This window comes from Spirosoma panaciterrae DSM 21099 (genome assembly GCF_000374025.1).
GTDB classification, from domain to species: Bacteria; Bacteroidota; Bacteroidia; order Cytophagales; family Spirosomataceae; genus Spirosoma; species Spirosoma panaciterrae.
Genome location: NZ_KB893182.1, coordinates 128,663 through 148,615, shown reverse-complemented (window position 1 = coordinate 148,615; position 19,953 = coordinate 128,663). Strand labels below are relative to the sequence as shown.

General features: G+C 51.8%; 14 protein-coding genes. 13 read left to right on the top strand and 1 reads right to left on the bottom strand.

Annotated features, from left to right (window positions below; all coding sequences use genetic code 11):
• Positions 1-303 precede the first annotated feature (303 nt).
• From B153_RS0113390 to B153_RS0113370, 5 genes are all read left to right on the top strand, one after another.
• Positions 304-978, top strand: a complete 675-nt coding sequence (locus B153_RS0113390) for a response regulator transcription factor (RefSeq protein WP_020597233.1) — start codon at positions 304-306, stop codon at positions 976-978.
• A gap of 2 nt (positions 979-980) precedes the next feature.
• On the top strand, positions 981-2,372 hold the full coding sequence (locus tag B153_RS0113385) for a sensor histidine kinase (RefSeq protein WP_020597232.1): 1,392 nt from the start codon (positions 981-983) through the stop codon (positions 2,370-2,372).
• A gap of 74 nt (positions 2,373-2,446) precedes the next feature.
• Positions 2,447-3,886 (top strand): TolC family protein, encoded by a 1,440-nt coding sequence (locus B153_RS0113380; RefSeq protein WP_051097279.1) that lies wholly within the window; start codon positions 2,447-2,449, stop codon positions 3,884-3,886.
• A 10-nt stretch (positions 3,887-3,896) separates the two neighbouring features.
• Positions 3,897-7,160 (top strand): efflux RND transporter permease subunit, encoded by a 3,264-nt coding sequence (locus tag B153_RS0113375; protein ID WP_020597230.1) that lies wholly within the window; start codon positions 3,897-3,899, stop codon positions 7,158-7,160.
• A gap of 16 nt (positions 7,161-7,176) precedes the next feature.
• Positions 7,177-8,310, top strand: a complete 1,134-nt coding sequence (locus B153_RS0113370; RefSeq protein WP_020597229.1) for an efflux RND transporter periplasmic adaptor subunit — start codon at positions 7,177-7,179, stop codon at positions 8,308-8,310.
• A gap of 189 nt (positions 8,311-8,499) precedes the next feature.
• Here B153_RS0113370 and B153_RS0113365 read toward each other — a convergent pair whose 3' ends face one another.
• Positions 8,500-9,048: an RNA polymerase sigma factor gene (locus B153_RS0113365; RefSeq protein WP_063672822.1), complete on the bottom strand. Its 549-nt coding sequence runs from the start codon at positions 9,046-9,048 to the stop codon at positions 8,500-8,502.
• 159 nt (positions 9,049-9,207) lie between these two features.
• Between B153_RS0113365 and B153_RS0113360 the strand changes: the two genes are divergently transcribed.
• The 8 genes from B153_RS0113360 (at position 9,208) to B153_RS0113325 (ending at position 19,886) form a co-directional block, all read left to right on the top strand.
• Positions 9,208-12,432, top strand: coding sequence for a SusC/RagA family TonB-linked outer membrane protein (locus tag B153_RS0113360; protein ID WP_020597227.1), 3,225 nt, complete (start codon positions 9,208-9,210; stop codon positions 12,430-12,432).
• A gap of 37 nt (positions 12,433-12,469) precedes the next feature.
• Positions 12,470-13,918: a SusD/RagB family nutrient-binding outer membrane lipoprotein gene (locus B153_RS0113355; protein WP_026262126.1), complete on the top strand. Its 1,449-nt coding sequence runs from the start codon at positions 12,470-12,472 to the stop codon at positions 13,916-13,918.
• A 10-nt stretch (positions 13,919-13,928) separates the two neighbouring features.
• Positions 13,929-15,281, top strand: coding sequence for a sodium:solute symporter family transporter (locus B153_RS0113350; RefSeq protein ID WP_020597225.1), 1,353 nt, complete (start codon positions 13,929-13,931; stop codon positions 15,279-15,281).
• On the top strand, positions 15,274-16,122 hold the full coding sequence (locus B153_RS0113345; RefSeq protein WP_020597224.1) for a metallophosphoesterase family protein: 849 nt from the start codon (positions 15,274-15,276) through the stop codon (positions 16,120-16,122). The genes B153_RS0113350 and B153_RS0113345 overlap by 8 nt, the downstream gene beginning before the upstream one ends.
• A 458-nt stretch (positions 16,123-16,580) precedes the next feature.
• Positions 16,581-17,921 carry an aspartyl protease family protein gene (locus B153_RS0113340; protein WP_157634672.1) on the top strand — a complete coding sequence of 447 codons (1,341 nt, stop codon included), beginning with the start codon at positions 16,581-16,583 and terminating at the stop codon, positions 17,919-17,921.
• Between the two features lie 497 nt (positions 17,922-18,418).
• Complete coding sequence (locus B153_RS0113335; protein ID WP_245564881.1) at positions 18,419-18,970, top strand: RNA polymerase sigma factor; 552 nt, start codon at positions 18,419-18,421, stop codon at positions 18,968-18,970.
• On the top strand, positions 18,967-19,416 hold the full coding sequence (locus tag B153_RS0113330) for a hypothetical protein (RefSeq protein ID WP_020597221.1): 450 nt from the start codon (positions 18,967-18,969) through the stop codon (positions 19,414-19,416). The genes B153_RS0113335 and B153_RS0113330 overlap by 4 nt, the downstream gene beginning before the upstream one ends.
• Before the next feature lie 56 nt (positions 19,417-19,472).
• The gene (locus tag B153_RS0113325) at positions 19,473-19,886 is read left to right on the top strand and encodes a hypothetical protein (RefSeq protein ID WP_020597220.1); all 414 of its coding nucleotides are present in this window, start codon (positions 19,473-19,475) and stop codon (positions 19,884-19,886) included.
• The last annotated feature ends 67 nt before the right edge of the window (positions 19,887-19,953 follow it).

Here is a 19,953-nt window from a genome sequence, read left to right as displayed (position 1 = left end):
GACGATCAATCGGCTAATCCTCGCGCAAAAGCGCCATTACAAGACATCGTCTACACTTTTTCGAACCGCTCGCCAATGCCCTCCCTGCAGCCAATCAGGTAGACGGCCCTGCTGTTTTGCTGGTTAGCCGCATAGAGGACATTGGCCTGACTACGTTTACTGAATCTGGTCGAGTTCGGGAAACCCCAAGCTGATTTGACACGTTATTGCATTGTACCCACGGTTCATCTCGTTTGCTTACTAAAGCCATCTCACTTCGGTACAATCAAGGCCTGACACAAGGGGATCGAACGCGTTTAACCTATGAAAATACTACTCGTTGAAGATGAAGTAAGCCTGGCCTCATTTATCCGCAAAGGCATCGAGAGCGAAGGCTACGAAATCGATCTGGCTTACGATGGACTGGTAGGGCAACGTATGGCCGATAATAATAGCTATGACGTCATTGTACTGGACGTTAACCTGCCTTACATTAACGGATTTGAATTATGCCGACGGATCAAGCAAGATTCGCCTAAGCAATCCATACTGGTCCTGACGGCATTGGATAGTTTATCGGATAAAGAAAGTGGTTTTGGAGCAGGGGCCGACGATTACCTGGTAAAACCCTTCGAGTTTCGTGAACTCATGCTGCGGATTAAAGCACTGGCCCGCCGACATAGCGATTACAGCGGTTTGAAAACGATATTGCGCGTTGCCGATCTGGAACTAGATACGGAAGCCCATTTTGTGAGCAGAGCGGGCCAACGGATTGATCTGACCGCCCGGGAATATGCACTCCTGGAGTATTTAATGATCAACAAGGGCAAAATTGTCAGTCGAATCGACATAGCCGAGAAAGTCTGGGATCTACACTTCGACACCAATACCAATGTCATTGAAGTGTATATTAATTACTTACGCAAGAAAATCGATAAGGATTTCAGTCCAAAACTGCTACACACCATTGTGGGAATGGGCTATGTCTTACGAGGCTAATCATGCAGATCAAGCACAAACTCATTCTCTGGTTTTCGGCATTGGTGGCCAGCATATTGCTCATCTTTTCGGTCTATGTGTACAGTACCTACGCCAGTTTCCGGCAACGGTCCATCGAAGATCGGCTGGAACGAAAAGCCCGGGTTACGGAGCAGTTGCTAACACTGAAAGGCGTAGCAGGCAGTGTGATCACCTCCATGCCTGAGCAGGTTGAGTTTGTCTATTCGCCAGCCGATAGCCTGATCTACAAAAGCCAGGATACGAATGACTTTATGGCTGGCCCGGTGTTTCGCAATCGGGTTCGTCGGGAACGGCTGGTGCGTTTTCAGTATACGAGTTCGGGCCATACCTACCCTAAAGATGGCGTAGCCCTGACGTATGCGGGTCTATCGCCCTCACCCGATGGCCGGGAGTATGTAGCCATCGTAACGGCTTATGACCAGGACGGGTATCAGCGGCAACGGGAACTCCGGGATCTGTTTATCGTTGGCAACGTGGTGGCTATTGGCCTGGTGATTTTCCTGGGTTATTTTTTTTCCCGGCAGGCCCTCAAACCGCTTACCAGGCTCATCGATCAGATCAATACGCCTACGGCTGGTAAACACTCGTTTCGATTACAGGCCGAAAACCCCCAGGACGAGGTTGGTGTACTGGCCCAGGCGTTCAATGAGCTATTGACCCGTCAGGAACGGCTCGTCGAGAATCAGCGCTCCTTCATTGCCCAGGCTTCGCATGAGCTGCGAACCCCATTAACGACCCTGAAAGGCTGGCTGGAAACATCGCTGATGTATGATGCCGACACCGATACGCTTAAACGAGGTATCACGCAGGCCGTTACCGAACTGGATAAACTTACGGCTCTGGCCAACGGGCTGCTGCAACTGGCTCGTATCGACGGAATCGACGCGCATCTCGACCGCCATCCTCTCGAACTGGTAGAGATTGTACTCGATGCAGCCGATACTCTTGGGCAGCAACGCGTTGGGCAATCCTTATCGGTACAGGTCAGCGACGGTATCCTTGAACAAACCACCCCCATTACGGTCCTGGGCAATGCGCATCTGCTCAAAACCGCCCTGCTGAACCTGCTGGACAATGCAGCTAAGTATTCCAGTGGTCAGCCGGTTACGCTATGCCTGGAAATGGATACTGAAGCGCGGGCCCGAATACGGATCGAAGATCGGGGGATTGGCCTGGCCCCTGGCGACGAAGATCGGGTCTTACAACCGCTAGTGCGTGGGTCTAATGTAGCAACCATCAGTGGGTTTGGCATTGGGTTAACACTGGCTCATCGCATCATTGCGCTCCATCAGGGGCAGCTCCATTTACGACCCCGCTCCGGCGGAGGCACCATCACCGAAGTCAGTTTACCCTTGCAGGCTACCCCGTTCTAATATGAACTAATCTGGCTCTAATCTGGCTCTAATCTGGGCGCTCTAGCTTTGGCCTTATTCATTGAAATAGGCTCATGCTTAGCAGAGATAAACGATATTCCTGGCTCATAGTGCTCCTGACTAGTGGCTGGTTCGGGCAAAGTTTGGCTCAAACAGGCAATCCGCCCTCGGCCCTACCCAACCAACTCACCCTGTCGAAAGCCCTGGAACTGGCCCGAAGCAATTATCCGGGCTTACGAAATAAACTGGCCGTGATACGGGCTACGGAAGCCGATGCACAGGCCTTAAACATGGCCTTACTTCCTCAGGCAGGCATTCAGGCGCAAACTTTAAACGCCACTTCCAACCAGGTGCGGGGGGCCTACGTTTCCAATGGGGGGCTTTTACTGCCTATTTCTGGGGTACGGACAGACGGGTTCAATAGTCAGGCAGCCTGGACCAGTGGCGCTTCGCTGGTTGTAGATTGGGAAGCCATTACCTTCGGACGGCGGGAGGCCCGACGCAATCAGGCGCGACTGGCGATCGAGCAGGCCCAGGCCGATTACGAAGGCGAGTTGTTTACCCATCAGGTGCGCGTCTGCGACGCCTATCTTCTGGCCCTTAATGCCCAAAAGTCGGTCGCGTTGCAACGCGCCAATCTTCAGCGGTCTCAGGAACTCCAGCGAATCATTCGGGCAAGTACGGAAGGAGGGCTCCGGCCGGGTATCGATAGCGCCGTAGCGAATACCGAAGTGGCCCGCGCTCGTCTGCTGGTTCTGGAAAGTCAGCAACTGGCCCAACAGCAGGTACTCCGACTCACCGAACTGATTGGCCAGCCGAATCCATCGGTGCAACTCGATTCACTGGTTTTTTACAACCAGCTTCCGCAGGTAGCTGCAGCACCCGGCAGCAACCCAGCCCTGCATCCTCAGCTACGGGTCTATCAAAAGAACATCGACATAGGCCGCGCCAACGAAACCTTACTGAAGGCCAGCGCCTTGCCGTCAATCTCAGTACTTGGTTCACTTCAGGGGCGGGGTTCCGGCATTCATGAACAGGCCCAGTCCGACGGTACATTCCGGATCGACCCCTCATTAGGAGCCGGTTTACCCTTACGCGCCTACAACTACATTGTGGGACTGACGGCCATCTGGCGACCAACCGACTTATGGCGTACCAAGTATGCGCTATCGGCCCAGCGGGAACGGATCAATGCCAGTCAGCAGCTATACGACCAGCAGGCGCTGGGCATACAGGCTGCGAGTCAAAATGCCGTGTTGCAGGTCGAATTGGCGAAAGCGAGGGCTCAGCAAGCTCCCTTACAGCTCGACGCTGCCAAACAGGCGTACATCCAGGCGCAGGCACGGTACGAATCCGGGCTGGACAATATTCAGGCGCTGACCCAAACCAGTGCATTGTTGAACCGGGCCGAAGTCGATCAGGCTCTGGTCACCAGCAGTGTTTGGCGAGCTTTACTTCTGCGGGCCGCTACGGCTGGCGATCTGGATTCGTTTCTGCAACAACTTCCCCACTAACTCAACTGTCATGATCAAAACTGCCTTAGCCAAACCCATTACCGTACTCGTTGCTCTGGCCGGGATTGTCCTGTTTGCAGTGCTGGCGTTGCTCAAGATCCCAGTCGATATTTTTCCCCGGCTCAATCTCCCGACGATTTACATTGCTCAGCCCTATGGCGGTATGACCCCCGCCCAGATGGAAGGCTTTATTGCGACCCGGTATCAGAATCAGTTGTTGTACGTATCGGGCATCAAAAATGTCGAAGTAAAAAACATTCAGGGCCTTTGCCTGGTCAAATGTACCTTTTACGAAGATGTCAACATGGCGCAGGTATCGGGCGAAGTGGCCAATCAGGTCAGCCGGGTTATGAATTACCTGCCGCCAGGAACTGTGCCCCCTACCGTGGTTCGGTTCGATGCGTCGAGCCTGCCAGTCGGTCAGTTGGTATTCAGCAGCCGCCGGGCCTCACTGGGCGAGATGCAGGATTTAGCCTCTACCCGTATCCGGCCCCTCTTCTCTCAGATTCCGGGCGCTTCGGCCCCACCTCCCTTTGGTGGCAACGAACGAACCGTGGTTGTGAAAGTAAACCCCGAACGGATGCGCAGTTACGAGCTGACACCCGACGAAATTGTTCAGGCGGTGGTGAAGAACAACCAGATTTCGCCAGCCGGAAGCGTTCAGATGGGCGATTACACCGTTATGACGCCCAGCAATACGGTACTCGATAAAGTAGGCGAGTTCATGAATATTCCGCTGCGTAAGGGCGTGGGCCCCACGGTATTTCTGCGGGATGTGGCCACGGTAGAGGATGCCACCGATATAACGGTAGGCTACGCCCTGGTCAATGGAAAACGGTCGGTATACATACCCGTTACGAAAAGCGCCGATGCCTCGACCATGAGTGTAGTGAATGCCCTGAAAGCCAGGCTACCCGAAATGAAAGCCCTCTTGCCCGACGACGTGCAGCTTTCCTACGAATTCGACCAGTCCGTTTATGTTACCCAGGCCGTCCATAGCCTGGCCGTGGAAGGGGGTCTGGGCGCTATCCTGACGGGCCTGATGGTACTGCTTTTCCTGGGCGACTGGCGCAGTTCGCTAATCGTAATTCTGACCATTCCGGTGTCTATTCTGAGCGCCATCCTGCTCCTCAACCTGACCGGGCAAACCATCAACATCATGACCCTGTCGGGTTTGGCACTGGCTATCGGGATTCTGGTCGATCAGGCAACGGTGGTCATTGAAAACATTCACCAGCACCTGGAAATGGGTAAGCCCAAAGCCCGCGCTATTCTGGATGCCTGCCAGGAAATGTCGTTTCCACTTTTGCTGATCACGCTTTGTATTCTGGCTGTTTTTGCCCCGGCCTTCCTGATGAATGGGGTTCCGCGCGGGATGTTCCTGCCGCTGTCGCTGTCGGTAGGCTTTTCGATCATTGCCTCATACATACTCTCACAAACGTTTGTGCCCGTAGTGGCCAACTGGTGGCTGAAAAACCACGAACATGCCCGTCCGCATGACCTGAGCATCCTGCCCGATTTAGAGAACCAGCCGGAGACCCGACAGGAGCACTACGAAGAAAACCACCCTGAAAAGGTAACGGGTTTCGAACGGTTTAAATTGGGGTATTTGCAATGGCTTGATCAATTAATGGGCCGGCGCCTATTGGTCATTGGCATCTATGCACTGGTTTGCGCGCTCCTGATCGGTGTTGGGTTCACGCAGATCGGTCAGGATATGATGCCCCGACAAAATCATGCCCATCAGTTTCAGGTGCGGATCATAGGGCCACAGGGCTTACGGATCGAACGAACAGAAGCGCTCACCAAACGGGTTATCAAACAAATCAGTGAGATCGTTGGCTCTGAAAACATCGCTATTTCGTCGGCTTTTGTGGGCATGACCCCTTCCAGTTACGGCACCAGCGCCCTGTACGTCTTCAACGCCGGACCGCACGAAGCGGTATTACAGATCAATCTGTCTGAAGATTATAAGGTTGAGTCGCTGGATGCGCTCAAAGAGCAGATTCGTCGGCGGGTTCGACAGAAGATGCCCAACGTCCGGTTATCGTTCGAACCCATTGATCTGACGGACAAGATCATGAGCCAGGGAGCCCAGACACCCATTGAAATTCTGGTGGGCGGCAAAGATCTGACCGAAGGCCAGCATTATGCCAATCGGCTACTCACCCACCTACGGGAAATTCCTTACTTACGCGATCTGCGCATCAATCAACCCCTTAGCTATCCGACGGTTTCGGTGAAGGTCGATCGCGAGCGGGCGGCTCAGTTGGGGCTGAGTACCGATGAGATTTCAAAATCGCTGGTGGCGGCTACTTCGTCGAGTCGTTTTACGGCCAAAAACCTGTGGCTCGATCAATCCAAAGGGTTTGCCTATCAGGTGCAGATTCAACTGGAGCAGGACCAGATGAAATCCGTAGCCGATATTCAGGCTATTCCACTCGTAAAAGGGCAGCTGCGTCCTACACTTGGCGATGTCGCTACAATTACACCGACTACCGTACCCGGCCAGTATGACCGCATCGGCCCCCGGCGAATCATTACCGTATCGGCCAATATCAACAACCGGGATTTGGGGTCGGCCACGCACGATGTGCAGGCCGCCATTACGGCTGCGGGCGATCCACCCAAAGGCTCCGTGGTTGAGCTGCGTGGTCTGGCACAACTCCTTCAGGAAACCCTTGGTAGCCTGCAATTCGGACTGGGCCTCGCCATTGTTGTGATCTTCCTCCTGCTGGCCGCCAATTACCAATCGTTCAAAGTAGCGAGTGTGGTACTGGTCAGTATCCCGGCCGTGCTGGCAGGGGCGCTTACTCTGCTGCTGGCAACGGGCCAGACCCTCAATCTGCAATCGTATATGGGGATCATCATGTCGGTAGGTGTATCGGTGGCGAATGCGCTGCTGCTGGTGACCAATGCCGAATCGCTGCGGCTCCGGTATCGGGATGCCCGGGCGGCTGCACGGGTAGCAGGGGCGGCTCGCCTGCGCCCCATTCTGATGACCGCCCTGGCCATGATTGCCGGGATGATTCCCATGGCCAGTGGTCTGGGCGAATCGGGCGAGCAAACGGCTCCGCTGGGCCGGGCCGTAATTGGCGGATTGCTTTTTTCGACCGTGGCGGCATTGTTGATTCTGCCCGTCGTTTTTGCGGCTGTTCAACGAAAAACCGATTTCGATTCGCCTTCGCTGGACCCCGACGACCCAACCAGTACGGTATACGATGGAACCCCCGTGGCCCCTGCGGAATCTCACCAAACCAGTTTAACCTATTAATCAGTCGATCAATACTATGCAACTCTATTCTGCTCTCCGATCTGGATTTCAACTGGCTTTTATTGCAGCAATGCCGTTCTTACTGAGCCAGTGTGGTAACTCATCGGCCGAAAAAAGTCGAATGGACGAAGCGCCAGCCGACGAAGAAATCCGTTATGATGCCATACGGGTAACCACTTCCCGGCCAACCTCGGAACTAAACCTGCCGGGCGAACTGGAAAGTTATTACGAAACCGATATTTATCCGCGCGTGAGCAGCTACGTCAAAGCCCTGCATGTCGACATTGGCGATCAGGTAAAAAAAGGGCAGGTACTGGCCGAACTGGAAGCCCCGGAGCTTACCGCCAACCTGACGGAAGCGTACTCGAAAGTTAAAGCGGCCGAAGCGGTTTTTGGCACCAGTAAAGCGACCTTTCTGCGTGTGTTACGCACCAGCCGGACACTGGGAGCTATCTCGCCCGTCGATCTGGAATCATCCCGCACCAAAGCCATTTCCGATAGCCTGGCCGTAGTGGCTGCCAATGCCCACTACAGCTCCGTAAATCAACTGGTGAGTTATCTGAAAATCACCGCTCCGTTTACTGGTGTCATCACCGACCGTCGACTTGCCCCGGGAGCCTTTGTAGGGCCGGGAGGGCAAAATGGTGTACCTATCCTCAAAATAAAGCAGTTGGATCGGCTCCGGTTACGGATAGCCGTACCGGAAGCCTATCTGGGTGATATTCGCAGTGGCAATCCGGTGCAGTTTACAGTCCGCAGTTTTCCTAACCAGACCTTTACAGGACGAATCAATCGCATTTCCAATAGTGTACGGCCCGAAACCCGGTCGGAGATGATAGAGATCGATTTTCAGAATAAAGGGGGCAGGTTAAAACCCGGTATGTTTGCGTCGGTTCGGCTACCCGTGTCTTCATCGGGCGAAGGCAGTGTCTACGTACCCAAGACAGCCGTTATAAGTACGATGGAGCGCACGTTTGTTCAGAAGGTTGTTGGAGGAAAAGCCATTCGGACAACGGTACAAAAAGGTGACGATGCGGCTGGGCAGACCCAGATCTTTGGCGATGTAAAGCCGGGAGATATTATTCTTAAAACGGCCAGTGAAGACATCGATGACCAAGCCCCCATTAAAACGCAATTAGGAAATTCATAAACAGGCTTATCAGCCTATTATTTTCCCAAAACAGTCTCTTCATTCTAAGCCGGCACGGATGCCTCTCCTATCCGTGTCGGCTTATGATTTCATTCCACTTCGCACACCCGTCACCTACAGATAAGTCTCTGTAATTCAGAAATATACACCAAACTAAACGAAGAATGGATCAGCCGATTATTCTGGCGATCATCGTAACTGATAGTGATAAATATCCTGGCTAAAATACGATTTGAGCAATTGCAGGGCTTTTCGATACCGGGTCTTGACTGTACCCAGGGGAAGTTTCAGCCGGTCGGCCACTTCGGGCAAGGAGTATTCGTCCTGACAATGCATTTCGACAACAACCCGGTATTTGGCTTCTAACTGGTCAACGACGCTGGCCGTTGCCCGGCTGGCTACCTCCGAAGGCAACTCTGCTTTTTCAAGGCGATCATACCGATACGAACTTGCTTTAGCCCGTGATTTTTGTAGCCGGAGTTCATCAATAGCGGTGTTACGGGTAATTGTCAACAGCCAGGTGAATAACCGACCCTGCCCAGGATCGTAATCCTGCCGTTTGCTCCAGATCTTCAAAAAAGCATCTTGTAAGAGATCTGCGGCCAGTTCACGATCATTGACCATCCGAAGAAGAATACCGTACAGGGCAGGAGCATAGGCATTATAGAGGGTAGTGAACGAATTGGGCTCATTATCCCGTAGACTACGCAAAAAATGTTCTTCGTTCGGTAAAGTCATGGCCATCAGTCAAAAGGAAGGGTTCTTTAGGTCGAATTAGTAAATAACCCGATTCAGTGTAGAATGTTTTTATCCGCTCTGTGGCGGCATGCATATTCATCTCGCAAACATCCATCTCCGCCCATACCACGTATATGCGTTGTATTACTTTTCTTCTCTATGCCCCGTTCTATGCGGTTATTACTACTCATTGCCTTTGTTTCCTTCATTTCAGGCAGTACGTCTGCTCAGAAACTAACCGGGCAGGTTGTCGACCAGGCCTCTCATGAACCGATTGTAGGCGCTACGGTTCAGGTTAAACGTACACAGGCGGGCACGCTCACCAACGCCACAGGCACATTTACTCTGCCCAACCTGCAACCAGCCGACATCCTGACAATATCTTATCTGGGTTATCAGACGCAGCAAGTTACCTATACAGGGCAAACCAGCCTGACCGTTGAACTGGTAGCGGGAACGTTACTCAGCGAAGTAGTGGTCACCGCCCTTGGCCTGGAGCGCAACGCCCGAAGCCTGGGCTATACCATCCAGAAAGTAGATGGACGGCAGGTCAGCGATGTTAAGGCTTCCAATTTTCTCGACAATCTGTCGGGTAAGGTGGCGGGTGTTATGATAACGAGTGGGTCTACCGGAGTTGGGGCGTCCTCTCGGATTACGATCCGGGGCGAATCATCGTTCACCAACAATAATCCTCTTTTTGTGGTCGATGGTATTATCATCAATAATGCGACCGTCGTGAACCGGGTCGATGACGATGCCAACGGGTTTCAGGAAATCGACTTTGGTAACGGTGCTATGGAAATCAATCCCGACGATGTAGCTACGGTGTCGGTCTTGAAAGGGCCCGGTGCGGCTGCTCTTTACGGCACCCGGGCATCCAACGGTGTCATTCTGATTACGACCAAAGACGGTTCGTCGCAAAAAGGGATTGGCGTGAGTTTCAACAGCACATTCTACACTGAGCGACCGTTTCAACTGCCTCGCTTCCAGAACCTTTACGGCCAGGGAAACAGTGGCGCGTTCAAATACGTCGACGGTTTGGGCGGGGGCATCAACGACAACATCTCCTACAGCTATGGCCCTAAACTTGATGCAGGTTTGCTGATTCAGCAGTACGACAGCCCCGTGAATCTGCCCGACGGCCGGGTGGTGCGCGGAGCCGACACGCGGGTATACAGTGGACTACCCATCACCCCAACTCCCTTTGTATCGCACCCCGATAACCTCAAAAACTTCTACCAAACGGGTCATACGGCCATCAACAACCTGGCGATTTCGGGTAGCTACGATAAAGGCAGCTACCGGCTGTCGTACACCGATCTGAATAGCCAGTCCATCATTCCGGGAGTCGATCTGAAGCGTAAAACGCTGGCCGCCCGGTTGCAGTTTGAACCCATCAAGCGGCTGAAATTCAGCTCGTCTATCAATTACATCAACTCGGGTAGCGACAATCGCCCGGCTACTAAATACGGTTCAGAAAACATCAACTACGCCCTGAGTGCCTGGCTGGGTCGACAAACCGATGTGAACCCGATGAAGCAGTACTGGCAACCGGGACTGGAAGGAATTCAGCAGTTTTCGTACAACTACACGTACTTCGACAACCCGTATTTTACCCTCTACGAAAACCGGAACTCATTCAATCGTGATCGGCTCATTGGCAACGTGGCTATAACGGGTGAACTGGCCACCAACCTGACCTTGATGGTACGAAGCGGCATGGACTATTCAAGCGAAAAACGGCAGTTTCGACGGGCTTTCAGCAGCAATCGTTTCAAGAATGGCGCCTATGCCGAAAACGCTGTTTTCTTCCGGGAAATCAACACCGACTTTTTGCTGAACTATACCCGTAGCCTGGGACCACTCTCGCTCGATCTGTCGGCCGGGGGCAACCGCATGGATCAGTTGGCGTCGTTCGATCAGTATCAGGCCCTGACACTGGCCCAACCGGGGGTATTTAAGCTTACCAATGCGGCTTCTCCGGTGGAAGCCTACCAGCAGAGCGCCCACAAACGTATCAACAGCCTCTATGCACTAGCCAAACTGAGCTACAAAGACGTGCTGTTCATGGACATAACGGGTCGCAATGACTGGTCGAGTGCTCTCGCAACGCCCACTTCGACGGCAAACACGGCCTTCTTTTACCCCTCTGTATCGGCCAGTTGGGTGCTCTCCAATCAGTTCCGGTTGCCAGCGGTTATGTCGTTTGCCAAGGTCCGGGCCAGCGTAGCCAACGTCGGTAATGATACAAGTCCCTACCAGACTACAGGCGTATTCAACGCTCGCAACCCGGTGTTCGCACAACCTGCCTTCAGCGCCCAGAGTACAATTGCCAATACCAATCTGAAACCGGAGTCGATCACCTCAATTGAAGTAGGGGCTGATATACGCTTCCTGAACGACCGACTTGGTGTTGACCTGACCTATTATGATGCCCGCACCCGCAACCAGATTCTGTCGTTGCCCATTGCCATCCCAACGGGTTACAGCGAACGGGTCATTAACGGCGGTGAAGTTCGGTCAAGGGGTATCGAAGCTGTGGTAACGGCCGCTCCCATCCAGACGAGCCGCATCCGGTGGAATGTGAGCCTCAACTTCAGCCGCAACCGGACCATCGTGGTATCACTACCCGAAGAGGCCGGTACGTTGACATTGGGCTATAACCGCATCTACGACAACGTGAACCAAACCGTCTGGTATCAGGTACGACAAGGCGACCGGATGGGCGATATGTGGGGAACAGGCTACCTGCGCAATGCTCAGGGCGAGTTTATCGTGGGCAGCAACGGGCAGTACATCGCCGACAATACGCTGAAAAAACTGGGCAATTACAATCCCGACTTCATGGTGGGCCTGTCGAACCAGCTCAGCGTTGGAAACTGGAACCTGGGCTTTCTGCTCGACTGGCGGCAGGGCGGCATCCTGGTATCGCGCACGCTGGCTCTGGCGGGTGTAGCGGGGCAACTGATCGAAACGGCCAACCGTCCCGACGCGGGTATCGTGGCAAAAGGTGTGGTGAATACAGGCACGGCCGATAAACCAAACTACCAGCCCAATACCCTTGCCATTCCGGCCGAAACCTATTATCGGATGTATTACGACCGCAACAATGAGGAAAATAACACCTACAACGCGTCGTACGTGAAGTTGCGGGAAATGAGCATCGGCTACACACTGCCCGCAACGGCAGACCTCGCCCGGAAACTGGGCATGCAGCGGCTGACGATAGCCCTGGTAGGTCGGAACCTGTTGGCCCTGTCGCACATTCCGCATTTTGATCCTGAACAGACGTCGTTTCAGCAGAATCAGTTGCAAACGGGCGTCGAAGACATGACTTACCCTACCTCGCGTAACATTGGGGTGAAACTAAGCGTGAATTTTTAATCCCCACCATACGATACGAGCCTCAACGAAACGGATTATGAAACGGATATATAGTATGCTCCTGCTGCTTTCGCTAACCAGTGTGTTACCCGGCTGTACGGAGAATTTTCAGGAAATAAACACCAACCCCAACGCACCAGTCGATGTGCAGCCGTCGCTGCTGTTCCGCAAAATTCTATTCGATTATGGGGAGCAGATGGCCTACGAAGCGTTTGTAGCGGGCAATCTGCTGGGGCAGTATTTTACGGCTATCGACTTCAACCTGTTTGATCGGCACAGTCTCAGCGAACCGCAGTATGGCGGCAACCCCTGGCCGTTCATCTATACGAACCTGCGCGACAACGAAATTCTGTTACAGAAGTCTCGTACCAACGTAGCTTTCGGCGTCTACGAAGGTCCGGCCCTGATTATGAAAGCGTACATGGCGGCTGCCCTCACCGATCTCTACGGTGATGTACCTTATAGCGAAGCCCTACAAGGTAAATCGGGCGTAATTACACCCGCCTACGATACGCAGGAATCCATCTACACAGCCGCCGGGGGCATACTGGACAACCTCGATAAAGGCATTGCCGCCATCAACAACTACAAAGGAGCCACCGCGCTCGATGGCGACATTCTGTACAACGGCAACCGAAACAAGTGGATTTTATTTGCCAATTCGTTGAAGATTAAAGCGTTGATGCGTATATCGGGCAAGGTAAATGTGAAGGAAGCGTTGCAGAAAGTACTGACGGAGGGGAACTTCATTAAGGCCAATACGGACAATGCGGTGTTTCGCTTCTCGCTTACGCAACCCAACAACTTCCGTATGTCGACCGCCCGCATTGGCGACTACAACCTGTTTATTATGTCGCTGACTAGTCAGGAACTGCTCGCCAGTCTGAACGATCCGCGCGTTGGGGTATATTTCCGGCCCACTGCCGCTAAACCGGGCACCTACAAAGGTCTCTTGAATGGCCCGGATGCCTCAAAACTGTCGATTTCGGTGGCCGACTATTCGCTGACAGGAACGATCTTCCGGGAGGAATCCGATAAGCTGTACGCCAACTACATGACCGCCCATGAAACCAGTTTCTGGTTGGCCGAAGCTGCCGAGCGGGGGCTGGTATCGGCTTCGGGCAAGGAGTGGTATGAGCGGGGTATTACGCAGGCATTCGCCTATTGGCTCACCGCCTTACCCGCCGGGTACCTGAGCATTGCTAAAGTAGCTTACGCACAGAACGGGCAGAACCCAATTGAGCAGATTCTGACGCAGAAGTGGCTGGGCAACATCAACAATGCTTATGAAGGCTGGACCGAGTACCGCCGGACCGGATTCCCACGATTGAAAACGATTTCGGCCAGCCTCAACAACGGGCTGATTCCCGTTCGAATGCCCTATCCCGGTACCGAGAGCGCACTGAATGCGGTACAGTACAAAAAAGCCGCCGACAAAACCCAGAACAATAGCATCAACGTACCCGTTTGGTGGGCAACCCGCTAATTATTTTCGCATGACCACAACCCTGTTGCAGTGGGCGCTGGTGCTGGCATCCAGCATTACGCTGTTTTTTGTATCGCCCCTGGCCCGTACGGCACCCGAATTTTTCAGGGGTGCCCGCAACGAGCGAACCCCCAACACCCTTTTTCTGACGAGTAGTCTGGTTATTTCGTGGCTGTTTGCCAAGTCGATCACCAATGCGGCCAATCTGGGGCATAGCTTCGGGCTGGTGGGGGGCGTGGCCTACGCGGGCTATTACCTATCGTTTCTGGTCGCTGGGTTCGTGATCGTGTCGATGCGCAACAAGGGAGGGTATCGGAGCATCCACCACTTTCTGGAATCGAAGTTTGGGGCGAGTGCCGTGGTGGTCTTTACACTCCTGATCATGATCCGGCTCTACAACGAAATCTGGTCGAACACCATCGTGATCGGTTCCTATTTCGGGGCGCAGGGCTCTACCGAATACTACGTGGCCATTATCGTATTTACGCTGCTCACACTGGCCTACACGCTCAAGGGCGGTATGAGCAGTTCGATTATGACCGATGTGATTCAACTGTCGCTCTTTGTGGTACTGCTCACCGTGATTCTGGGCTTTATTCTACCGCAGTATGGCGGAAGTCTGAAACCTTTTGTGAGCAGTGGGCGCTGGAAGTTGAATCAGGGGGTCGATCTGCTGCTGGTGGCGCTGGTACAGTGTTTCAGCTACCCCTTTCACGACCCCGTACTGACCGACCGGGGCTTTATTTCTGACACGCGTACCACACGGAGGGCTTACATCCGGGCAGCCGTTATTGGCTCATTATGCATCATCTTCTTTAGCTTCGTCGGTATTTTCGCCAAACTCAACGCGCTAACGGGCGAAGCACCCGTGGCCGTAGCACGGTATTTTGGTGTGCCGATGTTGCTGCTGATGAACCTGATTATGGTGACCTCGGCCTCGTCGACGCTCGACTCGGCCATGGCGTCCTTTTCCAAACTCATCAGCATCGATCTGAGCCGGGCTGTTGTGCCGAGCGTTACCAGAGGACGTCTGGCTATGATTGTCCTGACAATACTGGGGACTATTCCGGTTTTTTTCGATCCGGCTATCTTATCGGCCACAACCATCAGCGGCACGCTGGTACTTGGTCTGGCACCCGTCTTTTTGTGCTGGAATGTCCGGGTGCCACGGCTGGCTTTTCACCTGTCGGTGGTTGGTGGGGTGCTGCTGGGCGGTTTTCTGACGTTTTTCCCCTTGCCCGAATCATGGCGGCTGGGCAACGGCAAGTACGGATCGCTGCTTAGCGTGAACCTGATCACTACGGCTTTCTGTTTTCTGGCTTTTGCAGGCAGTGCGCTATTTCAACCCAAGACCCATGACTGATCGACCCGATACCCAGGACCTCGGCACCCGTAGCGGCAGACTGCTCGTGTTTGGTGGCCCTTACTCCAACTTGCAGGCGCTGGAAGCACTTCGCGATATTGCTAACCAACACCAGATTCCTCCCGATAACATTATCTGCACCGGCGATATCGTCGGCTACTGCGCCCAGCCCGAGGAGTCGGTACAACTGGTGAAGCATTGGGGCATTCACGCCATTCAGGGCAATGTGGAGCAGAATATCATCCGGGGCGAAGATGACTGCGGCTGTAACTTCACAGAAGGCGGTCGGTGTGATCTGTTCTCCCGAACCTGGTTCCCGTATGCGGTTCGGACGCTTTCGGCTGAATCAGTCGATTGGCTGAGCACGTTGCCGCTTCAACTCACGTTTCAATATGCCGGTAAGTCAGTGACCGTGTTGCACGGGGCCGCTAGTGGTATTGCTGATTTTGTATTCGCATCGACACCCTGGTCGGTGAAAGAAACGACCTTTTTAGTTACTGGGGCCGACGTAATATTGGCTGGTCACGCCGGACTACCGTTTGCAGATAGGCAAATTTCCGAAACAGGAGCTAGTCGATACTGGCTCAACGCAGGGGTAATCGGGATGCCTGCCAATGAGGGCACGCCCCGTGTATGGTACCTGCTACTCGACGATACCGATGGCGTATTGACGTACACCTTTCACGCTTTTACATACGACAACCTTACGGCTCATCAGCTAATGGTGGCTAATCAACTCCCCGAATCCTACGCCCAGACCCTCCTGACGGGCATCTGGGACAACTGCGAGATTTTGCCCGACGCAGAAAAAGCGCTGCAAGGCCGGGCCATTACATTGTAGTAGAACGATAGAAGCGGGTGATTGGGTAGGTTTGCCCGAAAATGAAACGTTGATTAGTGAGATGGTAATTTGAGATTGCAGCCAACTTCTATAGACAGCACGTTTAGTTAGTACATGCTGTCTCGGAGAAACGAGCGATAAACGAGACATCAAAGTCACAAATAGTTAATCAATAAACTATAAATGGTTAATTATCAGCCATTTATAGTTCCGCTATATGGCGCACAACACTATGTTGAGTGAATTGTAAAGAGCTTGACTTAACCAGATGATTAACTAGCTAATAACTTTATAATTCGCCACCTTTTCAGACGCCCCATTCGTGAGCTTTTGTAAAAACATACGCCGGTTATCCAGCGATTAATCCTTCCATATAACAATAGTAATGTACTTGACAATACACAGTACATTGCATTGCAATATACGAAGTCAATAGGTTTGTAAAATCCAGTGGCGCTTTGGCTTTGTTTTGCTTCATCCTGGGTGAATACGCATCACTAGCCATCTCAAGCCCAAATACCGTTAACGGATTATCAATGAACAAACGCCTACGGCTGACCAGGGCTTATCTAGTTAAGCCACTCCTTGGGGTCATATCCGCGCAATTGGCCTTCGCCCAAACTAATTTACCCCTAGTACGGGCTTCCTCTAAGACGGTGGATATTCGGGACGGAAAGCACTTTAGGAAAGGTTATTGGGCCCTTATGCCAGAAAGGAAACCTGACTACTATTATGCCGAGATCCCCGAAAAATCCCACTTAGTCACCTTTATTACCGATCTGGACTCCATTACTTTCAACGTGGTGTACGGTAAGCAGTATGAGTTTGTCATACTGCTCAATGGAAAGGATAGCTGTTTTACTCGCATTGCAGCCAGCTATAAAGATTTTAAGGTTTCCGCTCCAAAAAGTGTCGGCACCGGACCAGACACCATCCCCTTCACGTTGGGCGACACCCGAAAAGTATATGTCGAAGCCCGGCTAAATGGTGCTAAGCTAACCAATGTACAGCTTGATCTGGGTGCCGGAGGAACAGTCATCAATAAAACGGCCGTTAACAAAGTAAAGATAAACTTTGATCAGAAAGTTACCCTTGCCAATTCGGATGGTGTGAACCAGGTTCCCTCGGCCAGTACGAATCGTCTCCAGGTAGGAAGCCTAGTTTGGGACGGTGTGCCTATAGCCATTGCGGAAAATATGAAGGATCATGAGGATCTGATCATTGGCAATTCTTTGTTCAGGGGCAAAATTCTGGAAATTAACTATGACCAGAAAATACTTGTTGTCCATGATGAATTACCGACTCACCTAGGCTCTTACACCCGTCACGACATGCTCCTGGACGGTGGTGTCATACCCTACGTTGGAGTAAGTCTGACAATCCGCGATAAGAAACAAAGGGGCTGGGCTATGTTTGACACGGGTGCCCGCACCTCCATTTTAAATAGTGCTGATACGCCAATGGCTTACCGACTAGTCAGCCAACTGGCCGGTATGATCGGTTTGGATGAGTCGATTGGGCCAAAGCTGAGTATCGGACATTACCAGCTTTCAGGTTTTGAGTATAAAACAGGTGATATGGGCTCAGCAGGGCTGCACCTGATTCTGGGCAATGATTTATTAAAAAGGTTTAATCTGGTATTGGATAACAAAAACGGGTATTTGTATATGCAGCCCAATTCACTTAGTCATACGCCTTATGGAAACAGTGATGAGTATTATGTGGTAAGGGTAGTGACCGGAATGGTGCTTGTTTTAGCTGGGATCGTATTTTATAGAAAAGCCAGGAAAGCTAAGTAAGCAAGCTCTTAGGAACGAAACCTCCGATTGACATTCCATAGTACACAAAAAGTCAGCCGTTCAGTTGTCGCTAATCCGCCATTTTGTTAAACCTGCCATCCAATTTTATTGGATAGTCTTACTATTTCCTCGAATTATAGACGCTCCCTCGTCTCAGTTGGAGCCTATTTGGAGACTTATCTTTTCGTACTATACTTCCCAAACTACGAAATGGATACTTCACCAAACTTTACTTTTAATGAGGTAGCCTTACATTTTTTGCTGTTGATTATTAAGACGGCGATTGATTAGACATATCGGCTAACTGGCTCAGTAAATGCTCCCAACTGAGACGAATAGAGATTTAAGTATCAGCTGGGAGCGTTTAAACAGACGGACAAGTCACAGTAGGCCAAGATTAATAAAATCCCTACCCATACGTTGCAACATTTCTCCTCAAGTTCGGTCTAATCCAGGTAGTGGAAAGCAGACCGAATCAACTAGCCAATGACCGAATTTTGGTCCGTAAAGTCTTAGCTGGTGATCAGCGGGCTTTTAGCCAGATCATTAAAGCGACCGAGGGCCTAGTGGCTCAAATCATTTTCAAAATGATTGCCAATCCCGATGACCGCAAAGACATGGCTCAGGATGTCTATCTGAAGGTTTATCAGCAATTAGGTCGGTTTCGATTCCAGGCAAAGCTCTCCACCTGGATTGGACAAATTACTTACCATACCTGTCTGCACCACCTGGAACGAAAAAAAATAGCCCTAGTACCCATTGGAGACTCTGACCTAGAACCCTCGCCAGGATTTTCCACACCTTTTGAGAATGAAATTGAAAGTCAGCTGATTCGGGAAGAGCTTTCTCAACTGGTTGCCGATGCCATGGATCAACTGAATCCCATTTATAGGACCTTGATTACTCTCTATCACCAGGAAGAATTAAGCTATTCGGAAATCGGACAGATCGTACAGCTACCCGAGGGGACGGTTAAAAGCTATTTATTCAGAGCCAGAAAAGTACTGAAAGAACATGTCTTATGGATTTACAACACGAAAATCGGATGAATACTACCCATCTCACGGATCAGCAACTACAATTGTTTGTCTTCCAGCAAGGCCATGGACTTGAGCCGTGGACTACCCACATGGCTACCTGTAAGGACTGTCAGCTAAAGGCTACTCTTTACCGATCTGTACTGGAAGAGGTGGCTAACCTGGAAAAACCTGTTTTCAACGTTGATTTAGCCAGTCAGGTAATTTCTCAGATCGAACCCGCTAAGTCAAGAATTGATTTTAGTCGTGTCATTGTGGGGGTTACTCTGTTTAGTATGCTGAGCTGGCTATGCATCATTTTTCACTGGACTAGCCACGAATTAGCCACTCTGTTTACCCGGCTTTCAGCAATGGCCACTTATCTTATCCTTTTAACAGGTAGCAGCTTACTTATTTTCCTGGTGATAAGCCTGTATCAGGAATTTCAGGGCAAAATGAAGAGGCTTACGCTTAGCTGAATTGCAACAAATGAGTGGAGGTTCGGTCTAATCCAGTAGAACTACAAAATTAAAAAATGAGTATCCTAAAAAAGATTCCTGCACTGCTAGCGGTGATGGCACCTGGCCTGGTTCAGGCACAAACCGCTACGCCCTATATTGATCGGGATTTGGTAGCGCTGGGGGTGGCCATTCTAGCGGGGGGAGTTGGTTTGTTGGCCCTGCTCGAAGTGATTAAACGCCTGTTTGACTATCAACTAAAACGAAGAGCTTTGGAATTGGGCGTGTCCGAAATACCTGCCAGAGAAACAGACGAAGCCCTTACCACCCTCAAGTGGTTTTCTATCTGGTTGGGGCTCGGTCTAGGCCTTACCCTGGTTCATTTTACCCTGCCCCTGGGTATCCATTCCCTGGCCATCCTGGCTTTCTGCCTGGCGGCCAGCTTCCTGGGCTATTTTCTCTTCCTGAAACAGTGTTCTCCTAAAAAATAAACGCGTCGAATCATGAAATTCAGTATTGATCACCCCTTTTGGGTAAGGGTATCTATTGCCCTATTCT

What these genes read in the sequence shown, in the direction of transcription:
- B153_RS0113360 (WP_020597227.1), top strand. Translation starts at nt 9,208, where the DNA reads ATGCCCCGTTCTATGCGGTTATTACTACTCATTGCCTTTGTTTCCTTC.
- B153_RS0113350 (WP_020597225.1), top strand. Translation starts at nt 13,929, where the DNA reads ATGACCACAACCCTGTTGCAGTGGGCGCTGGTGCTGGCATCCAGCATT.
- B153_RS0113375 (WP_020597230.1), top strand. Translation starts at nt 3,897, where the DNA reads ATGATCAAAACTGCCTTAGCCAAACCCATTACCGTACTCGTTGCTCTG.
- B153_RS0113330 (WP_020597221.1), top strand. Translation starts at nt 18,967, where the DNA reads ATGAATACTACCCATCTCACGGATCAGCAACTACAATTGTTTGTCTTC.
- B153_RS0113365 (WP_063672822.1), bottom strand. Translation starts at nt 9,048, where the DNA reads ATGACTTTACCGAACGAAGAACATTTTTTGCGTAGTCTACGGGATAAT.
- B153_RS0113355 (WP_026262126.1), top strand. Translation starts at nt 12,470, where the DNA reads ATGAAACGGATATATAGTATGCTCCTGCTGCTTTCGCTAACCAGTGTG.
- B153_RS0113380 (WP_051097279.1), top strand. Translation starts at nt 2,447, where the DNA reads ATGCTTAGCAGAGATAAACGATATTCCTGGCTCATAGTGCTCCTGACT.
- B153_RS0113345 (WP_020597224.1), top strand. Translation starts at nt 15,274, where the DNA reads ATGACTGATCGACCCGATACCCAGGACCTCGGCACCCGTAGCGGCAGA.
- B153_RS0113325 (WP_020597220.1), top strand. Translation starts at nt 19,473, where the DNA reads ATGAGTATCCTAAAAAAGATTCCTGCACTGCTAGCGGTGATGGCACCT.
- B153_RS0113385 (WP_020597232.1), top strand. Translation starts at nt 981, where the DNA reads ATGCAGATCAAGCACAAACTCATTCTCTGGTTTTCGGCATTGGTGGCC.
- B153_RS0113390 (WP_020597233.1), top strand. Translation starts at nt 304, where the DNA reads ATGAAAATACTACTCGTTGAAGATGAAGTAAGCCTGGCCTCATTTATC.
- B153_RS0113370 (WP_020597229.1), top strand. Translation starts at nt 7,177, where the DNA reads ATGCAACTCTATTCTGCTCTCCGATCTGGATTTCAACTGGCTTTTATT.